Below are 17934 nucleotides of genomic sequence, written 5' to 3'. Positions count from 1 at the left end.
CATTGGGTCACGGGCGTCACGGCATGCACCAGGGCAACCCGTATCGTCACCAATGTCCACGCCGCATTATTCCGCTTCGAGCGGTGAACCGCGCCGCTACCGAAACACATGCTCGGATCGTTGAACCGGCATTAGCCTGAGGGGACGCCATTCGCAGGAGAGAAGATGAGCGCTCGACGAATCAGGTCTTGGAAAAGGTTCGACAATCGATCCGCAAATGCAGCTGAGCCGGACCCGCAGCTGGCCGGGACCGGCGGGCGGCCCAAAGTGTCCACGCGGGCATTGGCGCAGGTCATCGAACGGAGTTCGCGGATACAGGGCCCGGCAGCACAGGCGTATGTGGCCCGCCTGCGTCGCGCCCACCCGGGGGCCAGCCCCGCCAAGATCGTAGCCAAGCTCGAGAAACGCTTCTTGTCGGTGGTGACGGCCAGTGGAGCGGCGGTAGGTGCGGCCGCGACCTTACCGGGGATCGGCACCCTGGCCGCATGGTTCGCCGCGGCCGGAGAGGTTGTCGTGTTCCTTGAGGCCACCGCGCTGTTCGTGCTGGCGCTGGCCTCGGTACACGCCATTCCCCTCGACCACCGAGAACGGCGCCGTGCCCTGGTCTTGGCGGTGCTGGTCGGCGACAACACTACTGCGGTGGCCGATCTGCTCGGTCCGGGCCGAACCAGCGGCGGCTGGGTGTCGGAGACCATGGCCTCGCTGCCGCTGCCGGCGATATCGTCGTTGAACTCGCGAATGCTCAAATACGTCGTCAAACGATTCGCGCTGAAACGCGGCGCGCTCATGTTTGGCAAGCTGGTGCCGATGGGTATCGGCGCGATCATCGGCGCCATCGGCAATCGGCTGGTCGGCAAGAAGCTCGTCCGTAATGCGCGATCGGCATTCGGCACCCCGCCGGCGCGCTGGCCGGTCACCCTGCACGTGCTACCGACCGTTCGGGATGCCAGCTAGCGCGCGTTGCCCGGTCTCTCTGGCGAATCGCTGGCAAAGCGTTAGCCTTTATGGGGCAGACCGTTCACCGACTGCCAGCAGGCGCCGCGCAATGCGCTTGCAGGACTTCAACTAGCAGAAGAATCGAGGCGAACAGCGGCCGTGGCCAACATAAGTTCACCATTCGGGCAAAACGAATGGCTGGTCGAAGAGATGTACCGCAAGTTCCGCGACGACCCCTCCTCGGTCGATCCCAGCTGGCACGAGTTCCTGGTTGACTACAGCCCCGAACCCACCTCCCAACCAGCTGCCGAACCAACCCGGGTTACCTCGCCACTCGTTGCCGAGCGGGCCGCTGCGGCCGCCCCGCAGGCACCCCCCAAGCCGGCCGACACCGCGGCCGCGGGCAACGGCGTGGTCGCCGCACTGGCCGCCAAAACTGCCGTTCCCCCGCCAGCCGAAGGTGACGAGGTAGCGGTGCTGCGCGGCGCCGCCGCGGCCGTCGTCAAGAACATGTCCGCGTCGTTGGAGGTGCCGACGGCGACCAGCGTCCGGGCGGTCCCGGCCAAGCTACTGATCGACAACCGGATCGTCATCAACAACCAGTTGAAGCGGACCCGCGGCGGCAAGATCTCGTTCACGCATTTGCTGGGCTACGCCCTGGTGCAGGCGGTGAAGAAATTCCCGAACATGAACCGGCACTACACCGAAGTCGACGGCAAGCCCACCGCGGTCACGCCGGCGCACACCAATCTCGGCCTGGCGATCGACCTGCAAGGCAAGGACGGGAAGCGTTCCCTGGTGGTGGCCGGCATCAAGCGGTGCGAGACCATGCGATTCGCGCAGTTCGTCACGGCCTACGAAGACATCGTACGCCGGGCCCGCGACGGCAAGCTGACCACTGAAGACTTTGCCGGCGTGACGATTTCGCTGACCAATCCCGGAACCATCGGCACCGTGCATTCGGTGCCGCGGCTGATGCCCGGCCAGGGCGCCATCATCGGCGTGGGCGCCATGGAATACCCCGCCGAGTTTCAAGGCGCCAGCGAGGAACGCATCGCCGAGCTGGGCATCGGCAAATTGATCACTTTGACCTCCACCTACGACCACCGCATCATCCAGGGCGCGGAATCGGGCGACTTCCTGCGCACCATCCACGAGTTGCTGCTCTCGGATGGCTTCTGGGACGAGGTCTTCCGCGAACTGAGCATCCCATATCTGCCGGTGCGCTGGAGCACCGACAACCCCGACTCGATCGTCGACAAGAACGCTCGCGTCATGAACTTGATCGCGGCCTACCGCAACCGCGGCCATCTGATGGCCGATACCGACCCGCTGCGGTTGGACAAAGCTCGGTTCCGCAGTCACCCCGACCTCGAAGTGCTGACCCACGGCCTGACGCTGTGGGATCTCGATCGGGTGTTCAAGGTCGACGGCTTTGCCGGTGCGCAGTACAAGAAACTGCGCGACGTGCTGGGCTTGCTGCGCGATGCCTACTGCCGCCACATCGGCGTGGAGTACGCCCATATCCTCGACCCCGAACAAAAGGAGTGGCTCGAACAACGGGTCGAGACCAAGCACGTCAAACCCACTGTGGCCCAACAGAAATACATCCTCAGCAAGCTCAACGCCGCCGAGGCCTTTGAAACGTTCCTACAGACCAAGTACGTCGGCCAGAAGCGGTTCTCGCTGGAAGGCGCCGAAAGCGTGATCCCGATGATGGACGCGGCGATCGACCAGTGCGCTGAGCACGGCCTCGACGAGGTGGTCATCGGGATGCCGCACCGGGGCCGGCTCAACGTGCTGGCCAACATCGTCGGCAAGCCGTACTCGCAGATCTTCACCGAGTTCGAGGGCAACCTGAATCCGTCGCAGGCGCACGGCTCCGGTGACGTCAAGTACCACCTGGGCGCCACCGGGCTGTACCTGCAGATGTTCGGCGACAACGACATTCAGGTGTCGCTGACCGCCAACCCGTCGCATCTGGAGGCCGTCGACCCGGTGCTGGAGGGATTGGTGCGGGCCAAGCAGGATCTGCTCGACCACGGAAGCATCGACAGCGACGGCCAACGGGCGTTCTCGGTGGTGCCGCTGATGTTGCATGGCGATGCCGCGTTCGCCGGTCAGGGTGTGGTCGCCGAGACGCTGAACCTGGCGAATCTGCCGGGCTACCGCGTCGGCGGCACCATCCACATCATCGTCAACAACCAGATCGGCTTCACCACCGCGCCCGAGTATTCCAGGTCCAGCGAGTACTGCACCGACGTCGCAAAGATGATCGGGGCACCGATCTTTCACGTCAACGGCGACGACCCGGAGGCGTGTGTCTGGGTGGCGCGGTTGGCGGTGGACTTCCGACAACGGTTCAAGAAGGACGTCGTCATCGACATGCTGTGCTACCGCCGCCGCGGGCACAACGAGGGTGACGACCCGTCGATGACCAACCCCTACGTGTACGACGTCGTCGACACCAAGCGCGGGGCCCGCAAAAGCTACACCGAAGCCCTGATCGGACGTGGCGACATCTCGATGAAGGAGGCCGAGGACGCGCTGCGCGACTACCAGGGCCAGCTGGAACGGGTGTTCAACGAAGTGCGCGAGCTGGAGAAGCACGGTGTGCAGCCGAGCGAGTCGGTCGAGTCCGACCAGATGATTCCCGCGGGGCTGGCCACTGCGGTGGACAAGTCGCTGCTGGCCCGGATCGGCGATGCGTTCCTCGCCTTGCCGAACGGCTTCACCGCGCACCCGCGAGTCCAACCGGTGCTGGAGAAGCGCCGGGAGATGGCCTATGAAGGCAAGATCGACTGGGCCTTTGGCGAGCTGCTGGCGCTGGGCTCGCTGGTGGCCGAAGGCAAGCTGGTGCGCTTGTCGGGGCAGGACAGCCGCCGCGGCACCTTCTCCCAGCGGCATTCGGTTCTCATCGACCGCCACACTGGCGAGGAGTTCACACCACTGCAGCTGCTGGCGACCAACTCCGACGGCAGCCCGACCGGCGGAAAGTTCCTGGTCTACGACTCGCCACTGTCGGAGTACGCCGCCGTCGGCTTCGAGTACGGCTACACTGTGGGCAATCCGGACGCCGTGGTGCTCTGGGAGGCGCAGTTCGGCGACTTCGTCAACGGCGCGCAGTCGATCATCGACGAGTTCATCAGCTCCGGTGAGGCCAAGTGGGGCCAATTGTCCAACGTCGTGCTGCTGTTACCGCACGGGCACGAGGGGCAGGGACCCGACCACACTTCTGCCCGGATCGAACGCTTCTTGCAGTTGTGGGCGGAAGGTTCGATGACCATCGCGATGCCGTCGACTCCGTCGAACTACTTCCACCTGCTACGCCGGCATGCCCTGGACGGCATCCAACGCCCGCTGATCGTGTTCACGCCCAAGTCGATGTTGCGTCACAAGGCCGCCGTCAGCGAAATCAAGGACTTCACCGAGATCAAGTTCCGCTCAGTGCTGGAGGAACCCACCTATGAGGACGGCATCGGAGACCGCAACAAGGTCAGCCGGATCCTGCTGACCAGTGGCAAGCTGTATTACGAGCTGGCCGCCCGCAAGGCCAAGGACAACCGCAATGACCTCGCGATCGTGCGGCTTGAACAGCTCGCCCCGCTGCCCAGGCGTCGACTGCGTGAAACGCTGGACCGCTACGAGAACGTCAAGGAGTTCTTCTGGGTCCAAGAGGAACCGGCCAACCAGGGTGCGTGGCCGCGATTCGGGCTCGAACTACCCGAGCTGCTGCCTGACAAGTTGGCCGGGATCAAGCGAATCTCGCGCCGGGCGATGTCAGCCCCGTCGTCAGGCTCGTCGAAGGTGCACGCCGTCGAACAGCAGGAGATCCTCGACGAGGCGTTCGGCTGAGTTCGCTCAGCCGAACGCTCGAGGAGACATCAAACAGCGACGAGGCGTTCGGCTCGGTAAGCCGATGCTCGGCGTACAGGGTTTAGCCATACTTTTAGCTACAATCGCGGTTATGGCTGTTGTCCCACTGGGCGAAGTCCGCAATCGCCTCTCTGAGTACGTCGCCGAAGTTGAGCTGACACACGAGCGCATCACGATAACCCGGCACGGTCATCCGGCGGCGGTATTGATCTCGGCCGATGACCTGGCGTCCATCGAGGAAACGCTGGAGGTGCTACGCACCCCTGGCGCCAGCGAGGCCATTCGTGAAGGCCTCGCCGATGTTGCCGCAGGGCGCTTCGTGAGCAACGACGAGATCCGCAACCGTTACACCGCGCGGTGAGCGACGACCATCCCTACCACGTGGCGATCACCGCGACAGCGGCACGCGACCTGCAACGCTTACCCGAAAAGATCGCCGCCGCATGTGTCGAGTTTGTTTTCGGACCGCTGCTTAACAACCCGCATAGGTTGGGCAAGCCGCTGCGCAATGACCTTGAAGGCCTCCACTCAGCCCGCCGCGGTGATTACCGCGTCGTCTACGCCATCGACGACGGCCACCACCGAGTCGAGATCATCCACATCGCTCGTCGCAGTGCCAGCTACCGAATGAACCCGTGCCGGCCACGTTAAGCCGTACCCCGGGTACCGGCTAACCTGATGGCAGCCGAGACAAGGGAGGGTACGTCATGGAGGGGTTCGCCGGAAAGGTCGCCGTTGTCACCGGCGCGGGATCGGGCATCGGGCAGGCGCTGGCAATCGAGCTGGCCCGCTCGGGCGCCAAGGTGGCCATCAGCGACGTCGACACCGACGGCCTGGCAGACACCGAGCACCGGCTAAAGGCGATCAGCACGCCGGTCAAGACGGACCGACTCGACGTAACCGAACGCGAAGCCTTCCTAGCCTACGCCGATGCGGTCAACGAGCACTTCGGCACTGTGAACCAGATCTACAACAACGCCGGCATCGCCTTTACCGGCGATATCGAGGTCAGCCAGTTCAAGGACATCGAACGGGTGATGGACGTCGATTTTTGGGGTGTGGTCAACGGCACCAAGGCGTTCCTGCCGCATTTGATCGCCTCCGGGGACGGCCACGTCATCAACATCTCCAGCGTGTTCGGGTTGTTTTCGGCGCCGGGTCAGGCGGCCTACAACTCGGCCAAGTTCGCCGTCCGCGGCTTTACCGAGGCGCTGCGCCAGGAAATGGCGTTGGCGGGTCACCCGGTGAAGGTGACGACGGTGCACCCCGGCGGTGTCAAGACCGCGATCGCCCGTAACGCCACCGCCGCCGAGGGACTTGACCAGGCCGAGCTGGCCGAGACGTTCGATAAGCGGGTGGCCCATCTCAGCCCACAGCGGGCCGCGCAGATCATCCTGACGGGGGTGGCCAAGAACAAGGCCCGGGTGTTGGTGGGTGTCGACGCCAAGGTACTGGACCTGGTGGTCCGGCTGACCGGTTCCGGATATCAGCGGATCTTTCCGATCATCACCGGCCGGTTGATACCCCGCCCGCGCTGACGGCTGGTGAGGAAAGCGCGCCCGAAGGTTGTTCGGCCGACGCGGTGTGTCATCGCGTCGACCCGGACGCTCGTGGCGGCTCAACGTCCCAGCGGGTGTTCGGCGAGCCAGCCGGCGGCCACCGCCGCCGGGTCGGCCCCCGCGGCCACCTGGCGGCGCATCCCGATCAGGGCCGTGGTGTCCAGCACGCCGGCGACCTCGTTGACGGCCAGCAGTTGCCGCTCGGTCAGCGCGTTGCGACGATACAGCGGAACGATGTTCTCGGCCCGGATCAGCGCGGGCTTGCCGTCGGTCAGCATGATCAGGTCCGCGGGGATGTCGGGGTCGGCGGTGGTGGTCCAGGCCGCGACCAGCTGTCCGGCCCGCAGCGCGGCGAACATTGTTGCGTCATTCCGAAACTCACGCGGGGCGGGCAGCCGGCACGGTCCCACGGCCGCGGGTGTGTGGGCGCCGGCAACGCGCCCGACCAACAACCCGCGGCAGTGGCTGGGCAGCTCGCTGAGATCGCCGCCGCCCCAGGCCTTGGCGGTGGATTGAGTCACCACCAACGCGGGTTTGTCTTCTGCGGCGGTGGTGTAGTCGCCTGCGGCTATGCCCTCGGGAAGGGCCGAGACGATGGCGCGGTATACCTGGGCATCCGAGCGCACCGACGCATCGGGTTGCAAGGTCTGCAACATCTGACCGGTGAAAGCGGGTACGACGGTGAACGCGCCCGAGTCCAGTTTCGCCACCGGGTCGGCGGCGGTTTCGGCGTGCGCCGCAAAACCGTACGACCGCAGCGCCGCGACGTAGATGGCGGCCAGCAGCATCGCCTCGGAGTCCGGCGTGGATCCGACCACCAACTCCGGGTGGCGATCGCCGGTGTCGGCCGAGCAGCCAGCCACGCCAGACACTGCAAGCAGGACGGCAAGCAGCAGCGCGAGGATCCTGGTGATTCTCACACCGAAGTGTCTGAGCCGATAGTCACCGCGACAGATGCAGTTGGCACGGGCTTGAGGGTACTGGGCCCGATCCACACCGTCGGCGCGGGGATCCAGGCAAACACGCAATGCACCGTCAAGCAACGGGACACGCTTCGTGCCGACCCGTTGGTCAATCTCGCCGCGAGAGAGGCCCCGCGATGGAGTATCTGATTGCAGCGCAGGACGTGTTGGTGGCCGCGGCCGCTGATTTGGAGGGCATCGGCTCGGCGCTGGCCGCAGCTAACAGGGCGGCCGAGGCCCCGACCACGGGGCTGCTGGCCGCGGGTGCCGACGAGGTATCAGCGGCCATCGCGTCGCTGTTTTCCGGGAACGCCCAGGCCTATCAAGCGCTGAGCGCACAGGCGGCGGCATTTCATCAGCAGTTTGTGCGGGCACTGAGTTCGGCGGCCGGCTCGTATGCGGCGGCCGAGGCCGCCAATGCCTCCCCGATGCAAGCGGTGCTGGATGTGGTCAATGGGCCCACCCAGCTGTTGCTGGGGCGCCCGCTGATCGGCGATGGCGCCAACGGCGGGCCGGGACAAAACGGGGGCGACGGTGGCTTGTTGTACGGCAACGGCGGCAACGGCGGCTCGAGTAGCACCCCAGGCCAGCCCGGCGGTCGCGGCGGCGCGGCCGGGTTGATCGGCAACGGTGGCGCCGGGGGAGCCGGCGGGCCCGGCGCGAACGGCGGTGCCGGCGGCAACGGCGGGTGGCTATACGGCAACGGTGGGCTCGGCGGCAACGGTGGGGCGGCCACCCAGATCGGGGGCAATGGCGGCAACGGAGGCCACGGCGGCAACGCCGGGCTATGGGGCAACGGGGGGGCGGGTGGAGCCGGAGCGGCAGGAGCGGCCGGCGCCAACGGGCAAAACCCGGTGTCCCATCAGGTCACGCACGCGACCGATGGCGCCGACGGCACTACCGGACCCGATGGCAACGGGACCGACGCCGGCTCGGGCAGCAACGCAGTCAACCCCGGCGTGGGCGGTGGTGCAGGCGGCATAGGCGGGGATGGAACCAACCTTGGGCAGACCGACGTGTCCGGGGGTGCCGGCGGCGACGGCGGCGACGGCGCCAACTTCGCCTCCGGAGGTGCCGGCGGTAACGGTGGCGCCGCTCAAAGCGGCTTTGGTGACGCTGTCGGCGGCAATGGCGGCGCCGGCGGAAACGGCGGAGCCGGCGGCGGCGGGGGGCTGGGCGGAGCGGGTGGCAGCGCCAATGTTGCAAATGCTGGCAACAGCATAGGGGGCAACGGTGGCGCCGGCGGGAACGGCGGTATCGGCGCTCCCGGTGGTGCCGGCGGCGCCGGAGGAAATGCCAATCAAGATAATCCTCCTGGGGGCAACTCCACCGGGGGCAATGGTGGTGCCGGCGGCGACGGCGGCGTCGGTGCCTCGGCTGACGTTGGTGGCGCCGGCGGCTTTGGGGGCAGCGGGGGTCGCGGCGGGCTACTGCTCGGCACGGGCGGCGCCGGCGGCGACGGCGGCGTCGGGGGCGACGGGGGCATCGGCGCTCAAGGCGGCAGCGGCGGCAACGGCGGCAACGGCGGGATCGGCGCCGACGGCATGGCCAACCAGGACGGCGACGGCGGTGACGGCGGCAACGGCGGCGACGGCGGGGCCGGCGGGGCCGGTGGCGTCGGCGGAAACGGCGGGACCGGCGGTGCGGGCGGACTGTTCGGACAGTCGGGCAGCCCCGGCTCCGGCGCGGCCGGGGGCCTCGGCGGCGCGGGCGGCAACGGCGGCGCGGGCGGCGGCGGCGGGACCGGGTTCAACCCCGGCGCCCCCGGCGATCCCGGTACTCAAGGCGCTACCGGCGCCAACGGTCAGCACGGCCTGAACGGCTGACCCGAGGGCAGAGCGGCAGTCATTATTCGCGCAACGGGTCGGTCCACTTCAGATCGGCGAATCGGGCAAAGTCGGTGTCACTGGAATGGATCTCGGCGTCGTATTCGATGCCGTAGGCGGCCAGTTGCACATCGGTGGTTAGGTGGCTGGCTGTGCCGAGCTTGTCGAGCAGGCCCAACGCGATGTCCAGGTGGCGCGGACCCGCCGTGAGTAGGTCCACGTTCGGCTGCGAAAGCCACTCGCGCACATAGGCGATCGCATCCGCGGTTGGCAGTGGCGCGGCGAGCACGCGGGCACTGGTGGCGATCCGTAGGAACCCGAACAACGCCGGATACGTCAGCCCGATACGGGTGTGGCCGTTGACGGTGTCTTGCCACCACGCATGCGCGCGCCGGTGCTGCGGGAATCCGGTGATGACCGCGTAGAGCAGCAGATTGATGTCAGGGATGATCACCGGGCCCGACGCGTGGCATCCAGCAGCGCCTCATCCTCCAGTTCGTCGGCCAACTTGTTGAAGCCGGCCAGATCCAACCCGGAACGCACAGCCGACTCATGCGGCTCCAACCGATACTGCTCCTGCCGTTTCACCGGCGGCGCCAGCGCTCTGCGCAGCGCATCGTTGATGACCTGCTTCATCGGGCGGCGTTCGCGATGCACTGCGTCTTCGACCAGCCGGACGACGTCGTCATCGAGCGTCAAGGTGGTGCGCATACAGGTCATCATGATGCCTGGACAAACACACGTCAAGATGACTCGGGCTCCGCTCAGTGCGCGGCTGACCTGCGCTCAGATCAGGCCGAGCTCGGTGACCGCGCTGCGCTCGTCAGCCAACTCGGCGGTTGACTTGTCGATCCGGCCGCGGGAGAACTCGTCGATCTCCAAGCCGCTCACGATCGTCCAGTTGCCGCCCTTGGTGGTGACCGGAAACGAGGAGATCAAGCCCTCCGGCACCCCGTAGGACCCGTCGGAGACGACGGCCATCGAGACCCAATCGTCCGCCGGCGTCCCCAGCAACCAGTCCCGGGCAGCGTCGATGGTTGCCGACGCGGCCGAGGCGGCCGACGACGCGCCGCGCGCATCGATGATCGCCGCACCGCGCTTGGCGACCGTCGGGATGAATTCATCCTCGATCCAGGCCTGGTCGTTGACCACTTCGGCCGCGTTCTTTCCGGCGACCTCCGCGTGGAACAGGTCGGGGTACTGGGTGGCCGAGTGATTGCCCCAGATCGTCATCTTCTTGATGTCGGTGACCGCCGCGCCGGTCTTGGCGGCCAGCTGCGAGATCGCCCGATTGTGGTCCAGCCGGGTGAGCGCCGAGAACCGCTCGCGGGGAATGTCGGGCGCATTGGTCATCGCGATCAGCGCGTTGGTGTTGGCGGGGTTGCCGGTCACCCCGACGCGAACGTCATCCGCGGCGACAGCGTTGAGGGCTTTGCCCTGAGCGGTGAAGATCGCGCCGTTGGCCTCCAGCAGGTCACTTCGCTCCATGCCCGCGCCCCGGGGGCGGGCTCCGACCAGCAGGGCCAGGCTCACACCATCGAAGATCTTCTGGGGATCGGAACCGATCTCCACCCCGGACAACAGCGGGAAAGCGCAGTCGTCGAGTTCCATCACCACACCCTCGAGCGCCTGCAGTGCCGGCTCGATCTCGAGCAGCCGCAGCTCGATCGGACGGTCAGGGCCCAGCAAAGAGCCGCTGGCCAGGCGGAACAACAGGCTGTAGCCGATTTGGCCGGCGGCGCCGGTAACGGCGACCTTGAGAGGACTAGCGCTCACGTCGGTTCTGCTCCTTACGGACTTGGCTTCGGGTTGAAACTAGCGCACCGGCACCGGACGGACATCTGGGGTCCAACCCCCACAGCTACGACTGACGTTTACCAAGTTCCATACCGGGACGCGTAACCTGGAGCACCGCCCGATCAGATCCACCGCGATCGGAGGTTGACGTGTTCCCAGGGTTTGACGCATTGCCCGAAGTGCTGCGACCGGTCGCGCGACCCCAGCCGCCGAACGCACACCCCGTTGCCCAGCCACCGGCCCAAGCCTTGGTCGACTGCGGTGTCTACGTCTGCGGCCAGCGACTGCCCGGCAAGTACACCTACGCCGCCGCGCTGCGCGAGGTGCGCGAGATCGAACTGACCGGGCAGGAGGCGTTCGTCTGGATCGGGCTGCACGAGCCCGATGAAAACCAGATGCAGGACGTAGCAGACGTTTTCGGGTTGCACCCGTTAGCCGTTGAGGACGCCGTGCACGCGCACCAGCGACCCAAGTTGGAGCGCTACGACGAGACGCTGTTCCTCGTCCTCAAGACCGTCAACTACGTCCCGCACGAATCGGTGGTACTGGCCCGCGAGATCGTCAAAACCGGCGAGATCATGATCTTCGTCGGCAAGGATTTCGTGGTCACCGTCCGCCACGGCGAACACGGCGGGTTATCCGAGGTGCGTAAGCGGATGGATGCCGACCCCGAACATTTGCGGTTGGGACCGTATGCGGTGATGCACGCGATCGCCGACTACGTGGTCGACCACTACCTCGAGGTGACCAATCTCATGGAGACCGATATCGACAGCATCGAGGAAGTAGCGTTCGCGCCGGGCCGCAAGCTCGACATCGAACCGATCTATCTGCTCAAGCGGGAAGTGGTCGAGTTGCGCCGGTGCGTGAATCCGCTATCGACCGCATTCCAGCGCATGCAGACCGAGAGCAAAGACCTCATTTCGAAAGAAGTGCGGCGCTACCTGCGCGACGTCGCCGACCACCAGACCGAGGCCGCCGACCAGATCGCCAGCTACGACGACATGCTCAACTCGCTGGTGCAGGCCGCGCTCGCCCGGGTCGGCATGCAGCAAAACATGGACATGCGCAAGATATCCGCGTGGGCAGGTATCATCGCGGTCCCCACCATGATCGCGGGCATCTATGGCATGAACTTTCACTTCATGCCCGAGCTGGACTCCAGGTGGGGTTACCCGACAGTGATCGGCGGGATGGTCCTTATCTGTCTGTTCCTCTACCACGTCTTCCGCAACAGAAACTGGCTCTAGCTTCGCGTCGGCGAACAGACGCAAAAAGCTCCAAATCCTTCGGCGTGGCGGGGGCTTATGTGTCCGCTCGCCGCCATTAGGCGCGGTGCGGAATGGTCAGGTTCGCACCGGAGTCGGCGTCGAAGACGGCAAGTCTGGCGGTATCGAAAGCCAACTCGACCGACTGCCCGATGGCTACCTTGGACTCGGCGGGAACCCTTGCCACGAACTGATTTTCGTGTAACGCCGACTCCCCCTCTACCTCCGCCAACTCGTCCAACTGAACCGAGTGCACAGCCGGGCTCTCGGTAGTGAAATACAGATATTTGTCGGCGCCTAAAGACTCGACCAAGTTGACCTTCACCTGGAAGGTCAGCGCCCTGATGCGTTGATACGCGTCGATCAATGCTGCGTCCTGGATATGCTCCGGCCGCACGCCTACGATGACGTTTTCCGGTTTCGGGTGCGCTGCGATCACCCCCTGGACTTCGGGGGCCAGCGTCACCTCACCGAACGGCAGGGTCAGTCCGATCGCGGTCAGCCTGGCAGGGAAGAAATTCATGGCCGGCGAGCCGATAAAGCCCGCGACAAACAGATTGGCGGGCCGTTCGTAAAGCTCCTCAGGGGTGCCGATCTGCTGTGCGATGCCCCCGTACATCACTACCACGCGATCGCCCAGCGTCATTGCCTCGGTCTGGTCGTGGGTGACGTAGACGGTGGTGGTACCCAGCCTCCGCTGCAGCTGGGCAATCTCGCCGCGCATCTGGACCCGCAACTTCGCGTCCAAGTTCGACAGCGGCTCGTCCATCAGGAATGCTTTGGGATGGCGCACGATTGCCCTGCCCATCGCGACCCGCTGTCGCTGACCACCCGACAATTGTGAGGGCTTGCGATCCAGAAGGTTGGTCAGGTCAAGGATTTTTGCAGTCTCGGAGACCTTCTGCGCGATGTCGGCCTTTCTCATCTTCGCCAGGGTCAGCGGGAACGCGATGTTCTGGCGCACCGTCATATGCGGGTAAAGCGCGTACGACTGGAACACCATCGCGATGTCACGGTCCTTTGGCGCCTTCTCGTTTACCCGCTCACCGGCGATGCGCAGTTCTCCCGACGAGATATCTTCAAGCCCAGCAATCATATTCAGCGTCGTGGTCTTGCCACAACCGGAAGGCCCTACCAGGATCAGAAATTCGCCGTCGGCGATGGTGAGGTTGAGGTCGCGCACCGCTGTGTGACCGTCGGGGTAACTCTTGTTGACGTGGTCCAACACAATCTCGGCCATCGCGCTATCCCTTCACAGCGCCAGAGGTCAACCCGGCGACAATCCGTCGTTGGAAGATTAAAACAAAGACGATGATCGGGATCGTAATCACGATCGCGCCGGCCGCGATCGAGCCGGTCGGCTCCTCGAATTGCGAACTGCCGGTGAAGTTGGCGATGGCCACCGGCGCGGTAATCGCCGCCTTGGTAGCGGTCAGCGACAACGCGAGCAGCAGATCGTTCCAGGCGAAAATGAACACCAGGATTGCAGCGGTCACCAAGCCCGGCGCCGCCAGCGGTACGATCACCTTCCGGAAAGCCTGACCGGGCGTTGCACCGTCCATCTTGGCCGCCTTTTCCAGATCCCAAGGGATCTCCCGGAAGAACGCCGACAGGGTGTAGATCGCGAGCGGCAACGCGAAGGTGATGTACGGCAAGATCAACCCCGGCCAGGTGTCGAACAGGCCGATGGCACGTTCGATGTTGAACAATGGTGTGACCAAAGAGATCGACGGGAACATCGTGATCAGCAAGGCAGCCCCGATTAGCAGCCGCTTGCCCGGAAATTCCAGCCGGGCAACCGCGTAGGCCGCCATCGCGCCGAGCACCACCGCGATCACGGTGGTGATCAGGCCGATTCCGATGGAGTTGATCAGCGCTGAGCTGAACAAGTCGCCCCGGAAGATGCCACGATAGTTGTCGAAAGTCACCGTCGACGGAATCAGCTTGCCGTCCTTGACCGTTGACGTCGGCTTGAGTGACAGGCTGAAAATCCACAGCACCGGGAGCAACGCGTACCCCACGACCAAAGTGTCCAGGACGGCCCAATACGTGGCGCGCCGCGCGCCCACCCGTTCAACGCCCACTTGGCTCACCCCCGGGCGCCGCGGCGCCGAACAACTTGATGAAAATGAACGCAATGACGGCCACGCAGCCAAAGATCAGCACGCTGATCGCCGAACCAAGGCCCACGTTGAACCCCTTGAACAGGTTGTCGTAGCCCAAGATCGACACCGATCCGGTGTTGTTGCTGCCGCCGGTCAGCACATAGATGTTGTCGAAAATCCGGAAAGCGTCCAGGGTCCTGAAGAGCAGAGCAACCACGATCGCCGGCTTGATCATCGGCAAGATGACCTTCGTCAACCGCCGCCAGGCGCTGGCGCCGTCAACCTGCGCTGCTCTTAGCAGATCCTCGGGGACCAGCGCCAACCCGGCCAAAAGCAGCAGCGACATAAACGGCGTCGTCTTCCAGACCTCGGCGATCACCACGATGCCCAACGACGGGATCTGTTGCGTCAGTGGCGCACTGTCATACGGCAGCAGGTTGGCCAGATACCCGGTGCCCGGCGTCCAGGCGTAGTACCAGCTATACGAGGCGACCACCGTGACGATGCCGTACGGAATGAGCACCGCGGTGCGCACCAACCCCTTGCCGATCAGCGTGCGGTGCATTACCAGGGCGAGCGCTAACCCCAAGACGAATTCGATCGTCACCGAAACCGCCGTGATCGCCAGCGTCACCGCCAGCGCCGTCCACCAATACCGGTCGATCAGGATCGTGTGATAGTTGCCCAGCCCGATGAACGCGGTGTCGTTCGGGGTGGCCAGGTTGTTGCGCTGCAGGCTAAGCCACAGCGCGTAACCGATGGGATAGGCCGTCACCGCCACCATCAACATCGCGGCGGGTGCGACCAGCATGAACGCCAGTCGCCGTTCGGCCATGCGGCTCCCGGTACGGGAAAAGACCGCGGTGGCGGTCCGCTGTTCAACGGAGGTCACGGGAGCAGGCCCATGCCGTCGATGGCTTTCTGCGCCTGCGCGGCAAGTTCGTCGGCCGTGGACTCCGGGTCGATCTCGGTGATCGGGCTCAGCACCGCCGCGAGCCGGATGGACAACGCCTGGTACACCGGCGTCGCCGGCCGCACCGCGGCATCGGTGAGTTGCTGCCGAATAATGGCGTGCATCGGATACTTCGCCTGGAATTGCGGATCGGAGTACAGCGACGCCCGCACCGCGGGCAGACCCCCCTCGAGCGAGACGTACCTCTGATTGTGCTGGTCACGCAGACAACGCACCGCTTCGAATGCCTCCGCTCGATGGCGGGTCGTCTTGGCCACCGCCAGGTTCAACCCGCCGATCGTCACCTTGGCTGGCTGGCCGGGCGCTACAGCCGGATAGGGCGCGAAACCGAACACCTGCTGGCTGGCGTCATACGCGATGCGGAACTGCTCGTCGCTGGGCGTGAACGTCCCGATGTCGTTGATGCTGCCGGCCAACTGCGGAATCCGGTTAAGCGGTAAGAAGGGCACACCACCCTTCACCGCGTTCTCGAGCATGGACGCAAACACGAACGGCCAATTGACCTCGAGCGCGGCCTTGCCCTGTTCGAAGGCCAACCGCGCGCTGCCCTCTTCGGTGCGGGTGATCGAGGGGTCGGCGCCGGGCGTGGTAGCCACCGATTTGAGGATCTGTAGCGCGCTGACCGTAGCCGCTCGGTGTGCGGGAGTATCGGTCAAGGTGACGTGCCGGCCGTCCTCGGAGAGCACCGATCCACCAGCGCTCACCAGCAGCGTGTTGAACCACACCACTAAGCCCTCGCCCTGATTGGCCTGTACCGCGATCCAGCTAGGCTCGCCCGCCGCGTGCAGCCGGGCCGCCTCAGCGATCATGGCATTCCAATCCGTTGGCGGGCTATTTACCAAATCTGGTCGGTACCAAAGCAATTGAGTATTAGTGGTGACGGGTGCCGCGTACAGCTTGTGGTTCCAGCCGGCCGTCGCAAGCGGGCCTGGCAGGGTATCGGCGACGGCGTCGTTCTCGGCCAGCCCCGCTGGGTCGTCCGACAGCGGCAGCGCCCACCCCGCTTCGGCGAACTCCGCCGTCCACACCACATCCAGCGCCATGACGTCCAGGGTGCGGTCGTTACCGGTCAACCGTCGGGCCAGCTGTAACCGTTGCTCATTGGGGGACCTGGGCAAGCTGACCTGCGCAATGGTGAACCGGCCGCCGAACTGTTGGTTGCAGCGTTGGGCAATTGCGGTGAACGTCGCGCCGTCGGTGGCCGGTGTGTAGAAGCTGACCACCAGCCCCTGGCTATCGGCCCCGCACGCCGCCGCCGCGGTCGTCAACGCCACCAGTACGGCAGCGCCCAGCCTCGGTATCCGCCCGCGACTCATGACCACATTTGCCTCTCGTCCGGGCTTCAGATCGCCAGACGCGCCAGCAGATCCCGTGCCTTTTCCGCATTTTGCGGATCACAAAGTACGTCGTAGCGACCGGCAACCAGTTGCATGGTCGAGCTGAAATCCCTTGTGCCGCGAGCCATTGCGTACGGCACTGCAGAGGTGATCAGCCCGAAGAACACCCCGGCCACCAGGCCGGTAACCAGCGCGGACCATGGATTGGGACTGAAGAACCCGAGCACCAACCCGATGAACAGGCCCAGCCAGGCGCCACTCAGCACGCCGCCACCAAGCACTTTGGGCCAGGTCAGCCGGCCTGTGACCCGTTCAACCTGCATGAGGTCCACGCCAACGATGGTCACCTGCTGGACCGGGAACTGCTGTTCGGATAGATAGTCGACCGCACGTTGCGCCTCGGCATAGGTGGGATACGACCCGACTGGCCAACCTTTCGGCGGGGTGGGCAATGCGGGCACACCACGTCGACCCGCACCTGCGGCGGCGGGTGTTGAACCGGGAACCTGTCTGGGCTGGAATGGGCTAGTCATCGGTTCTCATTCTCCTCCGCCCCCCTTTTTCAGCGCCATCGTTTCATGTCCAGTCAGGTCCAGCTACTCCCGGCACACTATCCACTCAACCCGCGAGCGACCGAGGCCCACCGAACGGCGAGCATCGTTGCCGGGATAGGTTGATCACCATGACGGCTCCCAGCGGCTCCTCTGGCGAGAGTGCGCACGACGCCGCGGGTGGACCGCCTCCGGTCGGTGAGCGGCCCCCCGAACAGCCCATTGCTGACGCTCCTTGGGCGCCGCCGGCATCTTCGCCGATGGCCAACCACCCGCCCCCGGCGTATCCGCCGTCCGGTTACCCGCCTGCTTACCAGCCCGGGTATCCGACCGGCTATCCACCGCCGATGCCACCCGGGGGCTATGCGCCGCCCGGATATCCACCCCCCGGCACTTCTTCAGCAGGCTACGGCGACATACCATACCCGCCCATGCCTCCGCCATACGGTGGATCTCCGGGCGGCTACTACCCGGAGCCGGGCTACCTAGACGGCTACGGCCCATCGCAGCCCGGCATGAACACCATGGCGCTCGTCTCACTGATCTCGGCGCTCGTCGGTGTGCTTTGCTGCATCGGCTCGATCGTGGGCATCGTGTTCGGCGCGATCGCCATCAACCAGATCAAGCAGACACGCGAAGAAGGCTACGGCCTGGCGGTGGCCGGCATTGTGATTGGCATCGCGACCCTGCTGGTCTACATGATCGCGGGGATCTTCGCTATCCCTTAGCATTAGGCGACATTGG

17 protein-coding genes are annotated in these 17934 nt (G+C 65.3%); 8 read left to right on the top strand and 9 right to left on the bottom strand.

The genetic code is table 11. From position 1 onward, the window contains the following. Nucleotides 1-165: 165 nt before the first annotated feature. The 5 genes from Rv1249c to Rv1245c all read left to right on the top strand — a co-directional run bounded on the left by Rv1249c (nucleotide 166) and on the right by Rv1245c (nucleotide 6350). Nucleotides 166-954: a membrane protein gene (locus tag Rv1249c; protein NP_215765.1), complete on the top strand. Its 789-nt coding sequence runs from the start codon at nucleotides 166-168 to the stop codon at nucleotides 952-954. A gap of 141 nt (nucleotides 955-1095) precedes the next feature. Continuing rightward, nucleotides 1096-4791 (top strand): multifunctional 2-oxoglutarate dehydrogenase E1 component /2-oxoglutarate dehydrogenase dihydrolipoyllysine-residue succinyltransferase, encoded by a 3696-nt coding sequence (locus Rv1248c; protein NP_215764.2) that lies wholly within the window; start codon nucleotides 1096-1098, stop codon nucleotides 4789-4791. Between the two features lie 112 nt (nucleotides 4792-4903). Beyond that, complete coding sequence (gene relB, locus Rv1247c) at nucleotides 4904-5173, top strand: antitoxin RelB (protein ID NP_215763.1); 270 nt, start codon at nucleotides 4904-4906, stop codon at nucleotides 5171-5173. After that, complete coding sequence (gene relE / locus Rv1246c; protein NP_215762.1) at nucleotides 5170-5463, top strand: toxin RelE; 294 nt, start codon at nucleotides 5170-5172, stop codon at nucleotides 5461-5463. Before relB ends, relE begins: the two co-directional genes overlap by 4 nt. Before the next feature lie 56 nt (nucleotides 5464-5519). Beyond that, nucleotides 5520-6350 carry a short-chain type dehydrogenase/reductase gene (locus Rv1245c; protein NP_215761.1) on the top strand — a complete coding sequence of 277 codons (831 nt, stop codon included), beginning with the start codon at nucleotides 5520-5522 and terminating at the stop codon, nucleotides 6348-6350. Nucleotides 6351-6430: 80 nt separating this feature from the next. Here Rv1245c and lpqZ read toward each other — a convergent pair whose 3' ends face one another. Further along, entirely contained in the window at nucleotides 6431-7291 is an 861-nt protein-coding gene (lpqZ, locus tag Rv1244; protein ID NP_215760.1) for a lipoprotein LpqZ, read from the bottom strand. A 179-nt stretch (nucleotides 7292-7470) separates the two neighbouring features. On the opposite strand from lpqZ, the gene PE_PGRS23 reads away from it, so the two are divergent. Further along, nucleotides 7471-9159 (top strand): PE-PGRS family protein PE_PGRS23, encoded by a 1689-nt coding sequence (gene PE_PGRS23, locus Rv1243c; RefSeq protein ID YP_177798.1) that lies wholly within the window; start codon nucleotides 7471-7473, stop codon nucleotides 9157-9159. 22 nt (nucleotides 9160-9181) lie between these two features. On the opposite strand, the gene vapC33 is transcribed toward PE_PGRS23, so the two are convergent. The 3 genes from vapC33 to mdh form a co-directional block, all read right to left on the bottom strand. Further along, nucleotides 9182-9613 carry a ribonuclease VapC33 gene (vapC33, locus tag Rv1242; RefSeq protein NP_215758.1) on the bottom strand — a complete coding sequence of 144 codons (432 nt, stop codon included), beginning with the start codon at nucleotides 9611-9613 and terminating at the stop codon, nucleotides 9182-9184. Then, nucleotides 9610-9870, bottom strand: a complete 261-nt coding sequence (gene vapB33 / locus Rv1241; protein NP_215757.1) for an antitoxin VapB33 — start codon at nucleotides 9868-9870, stop codon at nucleotides 9610-9612. The genes vapC33 and vapB33 overlap by 4 nt, the downstream gene beginning before the upstream one ends. Before the next feature lie 75 nt (nucleotides 9871-9945). Beyond that, nucleotides 9946-10935, bottom strand: coding sequence for a malate dehydrogenase (mdh, locus tag Rv1240; protein ID NP_215756.1), 990 nt, complete (start codon nucleotides 10933-10935; stop codon nucleotides 9946-9948). A gap of 170 nt (nucleotides 10936-11105) precedes the next feature. Here mdh and corA point away from each other — a divergent pair, with 170 nt between their 5' ends. Then, nucleotides 11106-12206, top strand: coding sequence for a magnesium and cobalt transport transmembrane protein CorA (gene corA / locus Rv1239c; protein ID NP_215755.1), 1101 nt, complete (start codon nucleotides 11106-11108; stop codon nucleotides 12204-12206). Nucleotides 12207-12282: 76 nt separating this feature from the next. Here the strand turns inward: corA and sugC are convergent, their stop codons facing one another. From sugC to Rv1234, 5 genes are read right to left on the bottom strand one after another with little or no spacing between them, the layout of a single operon-like run. Beyond that, entirely contained in the window at nucleotides 12283-13464 is a 1182-nt protein-coding gene (gene sugC, locus Rv1238; RefSeq protein NP_215754.1) for a sugar ABC transporter ATP-binding protein SugC, read from the bottom strand. A gap of 4 nt (nucleotides 13465-13468) precedes the next feature. Continuing rightward, nucleotides 13469-14293, bottom strand: a complete 825-nt coding sequence (sugB, locus tag Rv1237; protein NP_215753.1) for a sugar ABC transporter permease SugB — start codon at nucleotides 14291-14293, stop codon at nucleotides 13469-13471. Between the two features lie 4 nt (nucleotides 14294-14297). Further along, nucleotides 14298-15221 carry a sugar ABC transporter permease SugA gene (gene sugA / locus Rv1236; RefSeq protein NP_215752.1) on the bottom strand — a complete coding sequence of 308 codons (924 nt, stop codon included), beginning with the start codon at nucleotides 15219-15221 and terminating at the stop codon, nucleotides 14298-14300. Beyond that, a complete protein-coding gene (gene lpqY, locus Rv1235) occupies nucleotides 15218-16624 on the bottom strand; it encodes a trehalose ABC transporter substrate-binding lipoprotein LpqY (RefSeq protein NP_215751.1) in 1407 nt (468 codons plus the stop codon). Before lpqY ends, sugA begins: the two co-directional genes overlap by 4 nt. Before the next feature lie 20 nt (nucleotides 16625-16644). Then, nucleotides 16645-17172 carry a transmembrane protein gene (locus Rv1234; protein ID NP_215750.1) on the bottom strand — a complete coding sequence of 176 codons (528 nt, stop codon included), beginning with the start codon at nucleotides 17170-17172 and terminating at the stop codon, nucleotides 16645-16647. A gap of 149 nt (nucleotides 17173-17321) precedes the next feature. Here Rv1234 and Rv1233c point away from each other — a divergent pair, with 149 nt between their 5' ends. Beyond that, nucleotides 17322-17918, top strand: coding sequence for a hypothetical protein (locus Rv1233c; protein NP_215749.1), 597 nt, complete (start codon nucleotides 17322-17324; stop codon nucleotides 17916-17918). Nucleotides 17919-17934: the final 16 nt, after the last annotated feature.

This window comes from Mycobacterium tuberculosis H37Rv, assembly GCF_000195955.2.
Taxonomy (GTDB): domain Bacteria; phylum Actinomycetota; class Actinomycetes; order Mycobacteriales; family Mycobacteriaceae; genus Mycobacterium; species Mycobacterium tuberculosis.
This window is presented reverse-complemented; position numbering and strand designations above follow the sequence as displayed.

Bases quoted from the DNA above. Each gene is read 5' to 3' on its own strand.
- Rv1249c (NP_215765.1), top strand. From the start codon at position 166: ATGAGCGCTCGACGAATCAGGTCTTGGAAAAGGTTCGACAATCGATCC.
- relB (NP_215763.1), top strand. From the start codon at position 4,904: ATGGCTGTTGTCCCACTGGGCGAAGTCCGCAATCGCCTCTCTGAGTAC.
- Rv1245c (NP_215761.1), top strand. From the start codon at position 5,520: ATGGAGGGGTTCGCCGGAAAGGTCGCCGTTGTCACCGGCGCGGGATCG.
- PE_PGRS23 (YP_177798.1), top strand. From the start codon at position 7,471: ATGGAGTATCTGATTGCAGCGCAGGACGTGTTGGTGGCCGCGGCCGCT.
- vapB33 (NP_215757.1), bottom strand. From the start codon at position 9,870: ATGCGCACCACCTTGACGCTCGATGACGACGTCGTCCGGCTGGTCGAA.
- sugC (NP_215754.1), bottom strand. From the start codon at position 13,464: ATGGCCGAGATTGTGTTGGACCACGTCAACAAGAGTTACCCCGACGGT.
- Rv1234 (NP_215750.1), bottom strand. From the start codon at position 17,172: ATGACTAGCCCATTCCAGCCCAGACAGGTTCCCGGTTCAACACCCGCC.
- Rv1233c (NP_215749.1), top strand. From the start codon at position 17,322: ATGACGGCTCCCAGCGGCTCCTCTGGCGAGAGTGCGCACGACGCCGCG.